This is a genomic window from Cohnella phaseoli (assembly GCF_003386235.1).
GTDB lineage: Bacteria > Bacillota > Bacilli > Paenibacillales > Paenibacillaceae > Cohnella > Cohnella phaseoli.
The window spans coordinates 165,447-177,997 of the sequence record NZ_QRDZ01000015.1 but is presented as its reverse complement, the minus strand read 5'-3'; the positions used below and the strand labels follow the sequence as shown (position 1 = coordinate 177,997).

Below are 12,551 nucleotides of genomic sequence, written 5' to 3'. Positions count from 1 at the left end.
CGGTTCACCTTCTTCTGCGGCGGGCTTTGGAGCCCGACCGCTTCCTTCTGCCCGAACGGACGCTCCGCCTGCCCGAGCTACGTCTATGCCTCCGCCTCATTCCCCGCCCTTTGCCCCTGCGTACTTTTCTCCTGCCGGAAGCTCTCCGTTTCTGTTCGAACAGCGTCGGTCCGGCGGGAAGCCTCTGCAAATCCTCGTCCGGCACCTCCGTCACATCCTCAAACCGGAATCCTCTTTGCAGGAATGCCGCTTCGGAAGCGAACGGCCGCTTCATGCCATTCTCGATGAGAAAAACGGTAGGCGCGCTCCCCCGCCATAAAGAACCGCGAATAAGCACCGGGGTCTGCGGCAGCTGAGCGACCAGCTCCGCCAGCCGCTCCCGGAACGCTTCGACTCCGAACACCTGCTGCGCCGTTTGCATGTTGCGTTCTCCGACGGCGCGCAGCAGCGTTCCATTGCTTAGCAGTCCATTCACGCGCTCGGTTAGCTTCCCTACGTCGCCGGGCGGTACAAGATATTCCTCGTTTCCCGTCGCGTTCATGATTTCCGTCAGACCGCCGGAGGCGGAAGCGACAACGCCCTTGCCGAACATCAGTCCTTCCAGCGCGGTCATTCCGAAGCCTTCGGCGATCAGGCTGGGCACGACGATGACATCCATGACGGGATACGCATGTTGAATCTGGTCCGCGAACGGCAGGAACAGGAATCTGTCCGAGTAACCGGAATCCCAGACCAGCTTCTGGCAATGACGGTAGTAGGCGTCATCTGCGGATTTGCCCAAAATGAGAAATCTCGCCCAACCGTCCGACGCTGCAATCGGCAGCATCGCGTTCACAAACTGCTCCAGCCCTTTGTTTGCATAGATCGTCGCAGCCATAAAGCCCGCCACGCGGTGGTGCTCGCCCCAGCCGTGCTGCTGGCGAAGCCTCATCCGGTGATACGGCCAGCTTCCGGGAAGCAGTTCCTCCCTAATGAGATAAGGCGGCAGCATAAACGTTCGCGCCTGCGGCGCCAAATCGCGAATCGGCTGAAGCGTCGAATGGGAAATGCCTGCGACGATATCGCTGTTGGACACGATAAGCCCGACGGACATATGCTTGGACGGCCGGTCCATCACTGTTTCCATCAGCACCCAGATCGTCGGAATTCCCATCGCTTTGGCTGCAAGCGCAGGCAGCGGGTGAACGCTTGTGTTGACCAGCACAAAGTCAGGGCGTTCCTCCGCCAGCATGGCATGAATTCTCCCCCATGCCGGAGATCGCTGCATTGCAGCGATCTCTTCATGAATGGTAGGAGCTGCAGTATATAAAGAAATACATAGAGGGATATCCTGAACGACGATTTTGACGCCCAGCTCCCTGGCCTTCTCTGCAATCGCTCCAATTTGCGGAACGACCATCACGCACTGAAAACGACGGACCATCTCGCGGGTGAACAGCAACAGCAGCTTCTCCGCTCCCGTGACGAAAATCGGGCTGCAAATATGCGAGAAGATCATCAGCTTCGGCTTTGCTCCGTTCACGATTCCGCATACCTGTTCATGCTCACGGGTATGTCCGTCACCTCCTTCTAAAGGTAGTTCACAAAGTCCGCTTTTGATCGCGAAGCCTAACAGGAAGCAGACTCGACATCGAATTCAGAGCCTTCATTAGTTGAGTTGTACAATGTATGGGGCGAACGGCATTCGCGGCGCGGCGCTTAACCATTCATCGTCAAATCTATCAATTGACTCAGCCGGGAGACGTACGTATGATCCTTAAGCGTTCGATAGAGACCTTTCAGGGCGATTTCCTTCCGTTCTTCCTCGTGCTCCAGATAATATTCGGCTTTGGCCGCCAAGTCTTCCGGAGAATCGTAGGTTACGATCTCTACGCCGGGCACGTAATGCTGGGCGATATCCTCGCGGCAATCGGTAAGCTGCAGCGTCGCCGATGCCGAAATTTCGAACGTGCGCGGATTCGGCGACAACGCCGTAATCATCGCGCTGTTCTGGTTAAACGTATCGTCGTCGTGGGCTCTGTGCGAATTGATGACGATCTTATGAGCGTTATACCTTTCCGAGGTCGGCTGCGGTCCCATCCAGTTGCCCAGATCGATGAAATGCTTCCAGCGTCCGTAATCGGCGAGCCGATCCCACCACATTCCGGAAATGTACAAGCGCCTATGCGCGATTAACGGCATAAGCTGATTAAACATCGCGACCCGGTTCCAATACGCCGTACCGATAAAGCACACTTCTCCGCGCATCGCGCGATCGGTGTTCCGCGGACGGTATGCACTGTGATGCACGCCAAGCGGCAAGTAGGAGACACGAGGGCAGCCTCTTTCCGTGTAAAAGGGAACGCAGTTGCGTTCAAGCGTAAAAACATGATAGTAGTTGGGGGCGATTCCGCTCGTAATGTCCGTGTAGTAAGGATCGTCCGTAAACCAGATCGCCGTGCGAACGCCCAGCCCGTTAACCGCACAAACCTTCTCCAGCCCCAGATGCATACCGTCCAGCACAAGCAGCAGGTCCGGCCGCTCTCTTGCGGCGATAGCCGCGATATCCTCATGCGGAACGGCTACGGTTACTTTGGCGGCAATCTCCTTTAATGTCGCAATAATGCCGTCGTCAAGCGGAGAATAGGGAAAGCCTTTGCCGGAAGTGACGTATAGCACATGAATGGGACGCTTTACCGGAACGGGCGTCGCTGTCCGTACGATGTATTCGCACAGCCCCTGCCAGTGCCCGTCGGCTTTGCCCGAAGCCAATCCGTCCGCCCAGCCTCTGTGGTACGCCGCAGCGCGGGGACGGTCAGCGGGACGTCTCTTCACCTTAGCCAAGTCTCATCCCTCCTTGTCTTTTCCGATTGCAATCCATCCAGGCCTACGCAAGTCCGATCGTCCCGATCAGCCTCCGGATCCGATCGCGGAACGTATGATCCTTTTTCACTCGTCTATAGCCTCTAGCAGCGACCCATTGCCGTTCTTCCTCATTCGTCAAGTAGTGCTCCAGCTGTTGAACGAGATGATTCGCATCGCGGAAAATCCCGATTTCCGAGCCTACGGCAAAATGCTCGGGCAGCTCTTGTCTGACGTCGGTAAGCTGCATAACGCCGCACGAGGCCATTTCAAACGTACGGGGGTTGATCGATTCCGCCGGCCAGTTAATGCCGTTCAAATTGTCTTTGCCCGCCTCCGTCGTGCGGTGAAGATTGATGACGATTTTGGCGCCGTTGTAGTACTTGACCGTTTCCGGCACTTCGATCCAACCGTCCTTGACGAATTGAGACAGCTGGGAGAAGCTGTTCATTCGCTCCCAGAGCTTGCCGCCGATTAGCACTTTCTTGTCTTTCAAATAGGGAGCGATCGCATCGAACAGCTCGACGCGGTTCCAGAAGGCCATTCCGATAAAGCAAATGTCCGACCGGTATTCCGGGGGGACCGCCATGGGCTTAAACCAGTCGGCATAAGCGGAGAGCGGAAGATGATGTACCTGATTGCAGCCTTGCGCAAGGTATAAAGCCAGACAGGATCTCTCGTGCGTAAATACATAATCGTAATGCGGCGCGACCTTCACCGTCGTGTCGGTTACGTACGGATCGTCCACGAACCAGATCGCCGTTCTGATTCCCATGGCGCGAATCGCGTCGATCTGCTCCAGATGGTCGGGCGGAAACACATGCAGCCCGTTCATGACAAGCACCGCATCCGGCCGACAACGTTCCGCCTGCAGCCGCATCTCCGTCGCGGAAACGACGGTCACCTCGGCGACTTCGCTTTGCAATGCGGCAATCACCCCGTGATCGATCGCTTCAAAGCCCTGCGGAACATAGAGGATGCGCGCACGGCTGGGCGGGAGCGATTCGTGCCGTATAGTTTCGTCGATCCCTCTACAGACGCCCAGCCTCCAACCGTCGAGCTTGCCCTTCGCATAGCCGTCCATTCGGCCGCGATTGTAATTTTTTATTCGAGATGAACTCCGCATCCTCATCACCCGCAATCAATATATGCGCCCCCGTTGGGTTGATCTTGGATACTTACCCGTCCATAGGACAAATAGGCGGGCAAAAAAAGCCCGTTCTCTCGCGATGAACGAGAAAACGGGCTTTTGCCGTCTTGCAATCCGGTTTAAGCTATTGTACGCGGTGAACTTGAACGTACTGGTCGACGATGCCGCGGATTTCGATCGGTACGACGGATGTTTTGACCACTCCGTTGCTGTATACGACCGTAAAGACGAACGAATAGCTGCCGTCCGGAATGTCCACGAACCGGATGGACGTATCGGCTTCGCGCAGCAGAGCCGTCCAGCGGACGGAGCCGGGCGGCGATTCCGTCAAGCCTTTAGCCAAATCGGGCGTCGCCTGCGCCATGACGGACACCGCCTTCGTAGCTGAGCTGCCGGTATCGGTCACCGTCGCGGACAGGACAAAAGCCTCTCCAGCCCAGAACACATGGCTCTCTCTTGATCTGCTAGGATATTTGGCATTCCAGAGCAAACGGTTCTGCTCCCATTCAGGCGTATGCGCGACTTGTCCCGCAATCGTCAGCGGCAGCACCGGAATCTGCTTGGTGATTGCATCCTTCGCTCCGTGTTTATCCGTGACATTAAGGGTTACCGTATATACGCCCGTTCTGCTATTCGTCAGCTCTGCGGGAATCGTCATCTCTTTCATAAATCCTGTCAGGCTAAAGCCGTCTGGAGCGATGATTTTCCACACATAGGATAGCGCATCGCCGTCGGGATCGGAGGAGCGGTCCAGCAGCGCAATCGTATCCCCTTCGTAGGCCGGCTTCGGCAGCCAATCGAAATCCGCAACCGGTTTGCGGTTGATGACGGTCACCCGCTGTATCGCTTGTGCAGACTGCCCCTTAGAGTCGGTGACGACCTGTCGGATCTCGATGACCCCCAGCGAATTGAACTGTGTCGTCCAAGTCCCGCGATCGATCGAACGAATTGTCTCCATGCCGTTATCGGTTACGTTGCGTACATAGTAAGCATGCTTCAGATTCACAGCCGGACCATCCTCCTTATCCCAAGCTTGCGATGTAATCGAGAACGGCTCGTTCACATAGTGCGAAGAAGGCGTTATCGTAAATCCAGGTATCGGCGGTTCGTCCGGCAGTACCGGCGTATCGATGTCGATCGTTTGCTCCGCCCAGTAGCTCCATGCGCTGTATTCGTCCTTGACCTGCATCCCGACGCGATAGCGGCCTTTCATTTGCGGCGTAACCAGCTTCTGATTGACGAGGTGGTCATCTGGCGTGATGTAATAATAACGCCACTCCAGAACCCCGCGCGTTTCTTTGTAGTCAATGCCGGTGTTCTCCGTGCTGTAGTTCATCGGGCTGAGCCATCGGTCGGGATCGTAGCTCTGATCGTTCCATTTCACGGTGTGATCGTGTGGATCGACCGACACTGTAAACTTGGCTACCGGCCTGCGATGCACCGTAATAATCTGCCAGAACTCGTTCGACCACTTCCGATAGCTTCCGAACGTCATATCCGGATACAAATATTTCGGGTGCGGATCGTCCTGAGCTTTCAGCGTTACGCGGTAGTTGCCGACCTTATCGAATTCGAGAGCCGGGCTTGTCAGCGTCTGGCCGTCCAAAGCCGATAGTCCCTGATTATTCAAAAACTTTGGCGTATGCGTAATCGACCACAGATTATTCTGCGCTGTCGGATCATCCTCCGGGTCCGTATACGTGATGTTGCTGTATCGAACCGTGGCGGTAGCTTTTCCTTCATCCCAAATAGCGTAGCTGGCCATCCATTCGACGTCCGGATTGCTGAGATCCTTCTGTTCTATCCCGGTGAACGTAACATAGGACTTGTCCGAGAACGGGCCGAACTTACCGGATTGATACGTGCCGTCCGTGACCTCGAAATACGGAACGCCATCCAGGAAAACTTCGATTTTGTCATTCTGCGTTACAATTTTGAAACTGTAAGACGTTCTCGACTGGAAGGGATAAGCAATGCTGTCCAGCACCGTGCGCGTACCGTTGACGTACTTGGATAAAAGCAGCTTCGTGCCCTCCGTCTCAAGTGCATACCGATATTTCGGATTGGTCATCCGGAACGAGAAGCCGGCCAGCGATTGATCCTCTGTCGGAACGTCCATCTTCATGGAGAATAAATATTCCGCATTTTCATAAGCATCCGGAGACACGAACTGCCCTAGCCGGAATCCTTTATACAGAGATGTAGCGGTTGGCGTTCCCACGTCCAGAAAGATATGCGCGGAAGCTGCCGGCCCTCCGCCGGCCATACTCATCTGATAATCGGTGTCCCACATAGAGAGATAGACTCCGTCGCCCATATATTCCCCGTATCTCATGTATCTCGCGGCGTTAACGGTGACAATCGGATTATACGCCCGCTTGTAATACTCGAAGCCTGCCCAACTGCTTGGTCTTGATTCGACGCCATCAACGGTTTGTGATAGCCAACCGCTCTTATACTCGCCAGTATAGGCAATATGGAAAGGGTTGGTGAACCGCTGCGGAGACGATGTAGGCATTCCCCTGGTCCAAGGGCTTACTTCCCCTGTCGTTAAGTCAACCAGCTGCGTGAAATAATTGGTGCCCATTGATCCTTGTACAGCCGAAGCCGTCCTCGTTATCGCTTGCTTGGTGACATTATTGATCGCTAAAACCGCGCTCGTCTCCAAGTTGAGCTCGTAAGGACCGGGCCAACCGTTAGCAAAATAAGTCCCCTTCAGTCTGGCTTTGATGCCGTACGTAAAATCTGGCTTCATTTGTACAAGATAATAGCCTGCAGATGATTCCGGATTTAACTCTGGGTCGATGATCACATTAGAGCCGTTTACCGTACGACTACACGTATTCATGACATACGCATATTTATTGCCTTCATCATCCTTGAATTGGTTTGCGCCATAGCTCCATGAACAGGTAAAGTCGGCAGCTTCCTCGGTGTAGATTGCGCCGTTCCAGGCCCGGCCTTTCCTCTCGATCCGCTCGACTGTCGTCGGTAAGAAAATCGTTTTATCCATAATATTGCGACCTTGCCGATTGTATCTCAGCACCCGACCTGTTTGAGCCGTCAGGATCAAATCGTCGCCAAGAATATCTGAATAACCGATACCGGTAAAACCCGATCTAGACGGTATTCTTTCGCCCTTCTCGTAGGAGCTGCCGATAAACTCCCCAGTGAAGCCATCATAGACATGTACGTCCAAATCCCAGTTGCCGCCGAAATCCGTTCTAGAACCTTCATCATTCCGGTAGTAGTATGCATAGGTCATCCGAAGATAGACGACATAGATTCTGCTTCCGGTAATTTCATAAAAGATTGGTTTTTCCGTATTGACGGCCGAACCTGATGCGCCTGAAAAATCCCCGTTTTGCGCCTTAGTCCCCCAGCTGCTATCCCTCTGTTTGTCACTCTCGGAAAAGTAGGGAACCGAGTATCGATTTGCCGGCAGATTATCCAGATTCAGAATAAATTCATACGGATTCGGGCCATCCCAAAAGTGCATTATGTTCTGCTCCCAGTTATAACCATCACATTGACTCATGTCCGTTGAGCCGCCGCAAGTCATAACATAATCCTTACGATAGGAAGGGATTTTATTTTTGTTTAGTGCAAAAATATGACGATTATAGTCAAAGTAAATGTTAGTTTTGTTGGATCTGATTTTTGAAACAAAATTTGCCGGCAACAGCGACGAGTAGTCTTCTCCTGTCGTATAAGTCGTTGAGGACCAGCCGCTGCTTTTAACTGGGACGAGCAAAGGTTGCGACCTTCCGTCTCGCGCTGCGATGGAACGATAAGCGGACAGCCCGTTCGGACCTAAACCGTTGTCGCTAATCGCCGAAAATCCCGATTGCGCGTCCCACCCCCCGCCAAATCCGACCGATCCGGACGTTCTGGACTGCGTTTCCATTCCTCTTCCCAATCCAGCCAGCAGCGACTTCCCATCTTTCTGCCACATGAACGGGCTATTCACGATTTTTTGAGTCGTGTTCGTGTCATAGAGATCCCATTCCAAAATCTGCGAAACCGGAATACCGTTTTCTTCGGGCGGCTTCGGAATCTCGTTCTCTCCCTCCATCAGGAAGGAAACGCTCGGAGCAAGATTCACGACGTCTATGGTCCGCAAGTTTTCGGGCTGCGTATCGGATGCCCAGGCGCATTTTCCCCAGTCCTCGCACACCTTCGCATCAAGCAGAAATTTGCCGACCTTCTGCGGCCTTAAAACAACTTTGGTCAAATCCCCGCCCGGCATCGGCAGCCACGGTTCGTTAAATAGGCCGTCGTTGTTGGCATCGTATTTGTAGCGGTACTCAATGCTGACAATCTTGTCGCCATCCGGGCTACGGGACTTGTTAAAAATATTGAAATCGCTTGGGCGAATCCCTAGCGGAGGCACCTCTAACAACCCGATCGGAGGATCATCGGGCACAACCGTCAGTTGATGCGAAGCCGCGTATTCCGACCTCAACCCCGCACTATCCACCACTTCCAGGCGAATCGTCTCTATTCCGGGGGTCGTATAGACGTCCTTCTTGTTTTCCCAAATGTACTCGGCAATCGAGCGACCTATCGGGCTGTAGCTTTTCTCGCCACTAAACGGTGACGGCAGCGGGCGCATTTCTTTTACCTTCGTCGGCCCGGTAATGACTGGAATCGGATTTTCCGGTATGACCATAATCGAAGCGGTTCGCCTTGACTCGGCCCCGAACGAATCTCGCGCGATAACCGTTATGGAATGCGACCCCAGCTCCGTCGCCTTCAGCATGTAGTGCGCCTCATCGTGCTCCCATAACCCATATTCATCGGGTAAGCTTCGAATCCAGGAACTCGAACTGCTGCCGAACAAGAACGTATAGGTGATCGGATCTCCGTCCGGATCGTAAGGCTCCGGAGGATTTGTCATATTATTGTAGATAATTCTCAAGTTGACCGGACGATTGATGACGACTTGGTGATCCGGTATCGTTCCCGTTCGATTGGACTCTTTGAAAAATCCGACGGAGAATATAGGTGGACGGTTGTCTGTCGGGCTTTGCAATTCCAGGTTTTTCGGGCCTTGCCAGCCGGAGTTGCCGCAATCCGCCGTAATCCGGATTGAAATGCTGTTCGAGCCGACACTGAGGACGGGCGGATATTTCGATACCGGAAAAGACGTTTCGATTGTCGGGCTATTATATTTGGGGCTCACCCATCTCTCGCCATTGGTCTCAAACAGATATTCGTGATACAAGTATTTACCGCCCGTAACTTGAATGTTTCGAGGCTTCAAGGTGAAGGTATCGCGATACTTCAAGTTTTGAGACGGCAAAATTTCGAAATCGCCGGTGATGACGCAAGCATTTGCGACCGACTCCACGACTTTGACCTCGGCATAGGCGTAATCGCTGGCGCCCAAGCTGCTGTCATAAATCTTCACCTTCGCATAGAAAGTTGTGCCGGGCGCGGTGTTCGGAAATGCCTGTGAATAATTCGATGCGCTGCCGGTGCTGGTCCCGGTCGTCCCCTCCTTGCCCTCGTCTGCCGGATTAAACGGCGTCTTGCTGAGCCAGAACCGATAGCTGTCGATCTTCGTTCCGCTCGTCACCGATCCGCTAGCATCGGCCCGCACAGTCACCGTAGCCGTCTTCCCTTTGTCAATGGCTCCCGGCGTAGCCGTGGCCGTTAACGCGGCGTTCAGCCCGCCCGGATCGAGATAACTTACTTTTACGGTTACGTCGTATTCGTAGGTGATGGCTTCCCAGTAGGCATTAACCCTCATGTGGTAATTACGTCCTTCTGCATGTCCGGTCATACCGCTGGGATCCATTAGTGTATAATCGAAGCCTTCCGCGCTGTTTTGAATTGTTAATAACTTACCAACTTGTAAATAACCTAGACCAGACTCTTCCCCCTTACCCGCAGCAATGATAACGACTCCCGGAGTTTCAGGCGTTGATTTGGTTTTTGAAATGCGAATCGATGTCCGTTCCACATCTTCTTTCAAAATTTTTTTTCGGTAGTCGTCCATATCTGACTGAGATAAATAGTAGGATGTAGGAGAAGGGACGTCTTTCTTGTCCGTCACTGCTCTACCACTAGAATCCCGCAAGGTAAACGGAATCGGCCCTGTTTTTCCTTTATCCATGTTATAACCCGTAGCTGGGATTAAGCCTGGACAAGCCGAAGGCGTCCCTGTACACCCGGAAGTTTCCGGCGTGTATTCAAAGCGCCCGTCGGCATTTCCGGTCCGCCATTTTTTCCCCATTGAATCGCGGTAAATGATATGCCCCGGATTATAATCATTAAGGTTCATAACATCCTGCTTAATACCTTCTATTTTAGGCAGTTCAAGAACGCCGTTCTTGAGCTTTCCCCACTCTTTCTTGGGTGTCCCGCCGTTGACCTGTACCTCCCATGAATGGACCTTCATCCCTGGAACATTTAGGTCAACTTGCTGCCCGATAATTTCCTTCACGGAGCGATGCGACTTCCCGTTCACGACACTCCCGCCAAAATCCACTTGAAAAGTCTTGCTTTGTGCGGCATAAGACTGCTCAGCGGGAAAGGTGACCGCCCCGATAAGGACAGCCACCGAAAGGAGCAACGATAGTGGCCTCATCCATTTCTTTTTCATCGGGAATCAACCTTCTCCGATAGAAAGATTTTATTTTTAGTAACGTAATTGTAGAATGCGACGCCAAACTTTCCGAATTCGACTTTAGAACGTTTTTCAACATCTTCTTTCTTGATGGTCATCATATACCAACCGTCCACTTTCTGAACTTTGTTCGTATTGATAGTGGGTACGAATTTAATTGGGGATTGATCCTTAACTTCTGGATCGATTCCCGCAAAAATATATGGTTTTGAAGCAGAGATTTTGAATGGCAAACTCCATGAAGAACTTGCCTGCTTAATTGAATTCTCAATATTGAGATGAAGTGCTATCAAATAATCATCTGCTGTAGCTGTTGACTTATCCTCTTTCATAACCTTCGGAAACCACTCCCGATAAGCCCCCTCCTTATCCCCTAAGTCCACAACAAGCATTTGATCGATCTCGACGTTCAACTTACTTCCCGCGTTGATCTTAAACGGCAAAGGGACCGCCTTCATCCCCCACATCGTCTGGAGATTCGTGCCGCTCATTTCAACCTCGGCATAGGAAGCAGCGCGCTTATCGGCTTCCAACGTCTTACCTTCCTTCACCGACAGCATCCGGTCGATTATGACCGCGGCCTGCGCGCGGGTCGATTTCTCGTTCGCGCCAAGCTCGCCCTTGTCCAATCCGCGAATGATGCCGCGCTTCGTCGCTTCATACATCAGCTCTTTGTCACTGGCGTTGCGGAGTTCGGGATCGAGCGCCCGGACGATGAATCGCGCCATATCGAGCCTGGTCGACGGCTCGGTCCAGCTTTTGAAATCGGAAGAATTGTAAATCTTCTCTTTCGCAACGACGGAAACATAAGGATCGAACCATTTGCCTCCGCTCTGCTGGGGAATCTCCATTTCAGCTGCCAGCGCAACCATCTTGATAAATTCGGCGCGGGTGACATTCGCGTTCGGGTCGAAGAGATTGCCGGGTTTGCCGTTGATAATGCCCTTCCCCGCAACCTTGTAGACGGAAGCCGCCGCCCAATGCGTGTTCGGCAAATCTTTGAATCCCGCCGATTTCTCTCCTTCTGCAGCTACTGAAACAATAGATGTAATCAAGAATAAGGATACGAGAACAATCAATTTTTTCATTCCTGTTCCTCCTCCAAAGCTTCGATTTTCGTTGCAGCAAATGTTTTGCCGTTAGAACTGAACGTTAACAGTCGCTCCCGCGTTAGCGGATCAAGAGTTCTAACCTCCAAAAAGCTCTCGATCATAACGACCGTCTCCGATCGAGTAGCGGTGCGGTGGATCTGCATCGTCTGATCCGGGTAGCCGTTCACAACGCCCGAGCCGTAAGCCAGCGCGATGCTAGGCACGTCCCGATTCTGAAACTGCAGCCGATCGGCAAAAGGCATATCGTCTTTTCTGAACGACCCGAAGGTCTCCAGATACTCCCGATAGGGAGCCTCAAGCGCCAACGCCCGAGAAAGCATCCGGATCATCTCAATCCGCTTAATCGGCTTGCCGTAATCCGTCGAGTCCGTCTCGTCCAGCACCCCAAACTCTAATGCGGACGATATGTAGCCCTGATACCAGGGAAGCCCTCCCTGAGAATGCGGCAGACGAAGCGCATCCACGAGCATTTTCGTAAACTCCGCACGAGTAACGGAGGCTTTGGCATTAAAAGTCCCGTCCGGGTAGCCTTCCACATATCCCTGAGATATGGCTCGTTCGATCTGACTCCGCGCCCAATGACGCTTGGAGATATCCTTGAACAACGGCTCCGCAGTTGCAGCGGTAGCCCCGACTAATCCCGATACCCCGCACGCAGCGACGCTCAACCCAACGAACAAAGCCCCCATTTTCCTCATCACCGATCCCCCTTATCCATTGAAAATTCGTCCAAATGGCGATAAAAAAGCACCAGCAAACAAAGGGATGTCTCCCCTAGTCGGCGTGGTGCTTCCTCGCGTAAAATATACTGTTT

Annotated in this window: 6 protein-coding genes; all 6 read right to left on the bottom strand. The window is 52.9% G+C overall.

From position 1 onward, the window contains the following. Positions 1-4: 4 nt before the first annotated feature. The 6 genes from DFP98_RS19490 to DFP98_RS19465 all read right to left on the bottom strand — a co-directional run bounded on the left by DFP98_RS19490 (position 5) and on the right by DFP98_RS19465 (position 12,435). Complete coding sequence (locus tag DFP98_RS19490; RefSeq protein ID WP_116062269.1) at positions 5-1,522, bottom strand: glycosyltransferase family 4 protein; 1,518 nt, start codon at positions 1,520-1,522, stop codon at positions 5-7. A gap of 176 nt (positions 1,523-1,698) precedes the next feature. Then, on the bottom strand, positions 1,699-2,814 hold the full coding sequence (locus DFP98_RS19485) for a CgeB family protein (protein ID WP_246016602.1): 1,116 nt from the start codon (positions 2,812-2,814) through the stop codon (positions 1,699-1,701). Between the two features lie 52 nt (positions 2,815-2,866). Next, the gene (locus tag DFP98_RS19480) at positions 2,867-3,967 is read right to left on the bottom strand and encodes a CgeB family protein (RefSeq protein WP_246016595.1); all 1,101 of its coding nucleotides are present in this window, start codon (positions 3,965-3,967) and stop codon (positions 2,867-2,869) included. 148 nt (positions 3,968-4,115) lie between these two features. After that, positions 4,116-9,746, bottom strand: coding sequence for a PKD domain-containing protein (locus DFP98_RS19475; RefSeq protein WP_147310240.1), 5,631 nt, complete (start codon positions 9,744-9,746; stop codon positions 4,116-4,118). A gap of 851 nt (positions 9,747-10,597) precedes the next feature. After that, positions 10,598-11,713, bottom strand: a complete 1,116-nt coding sequence (locus DFP98_RS19470) for an S-layer homology domain-containing protein (protein ID WP_116062267.1) — start codon at positions 11,711-11,713, stop codon at positions 10,598-10,600. Continuing rightward, positions 11,710-12,435 carry an S-layer homology domain-containing protein gene (locus DFP98_RS19465; RefSeq protein ID WP_116062266.1) on the bottom strand — a complete coding sequence of 242 codons (726 nt, stop codon included), beginning with the start codon at positions 12,433-12,435 and terminating at the stop codon, positions 11,710-11,712. Before DFP98_RS19465 ends, DFP98_RS19470 begins: the two co-directional genes overlap by 4 nt. Positions 12,436-12,551 lie beyond the last annotated feature (116 nt).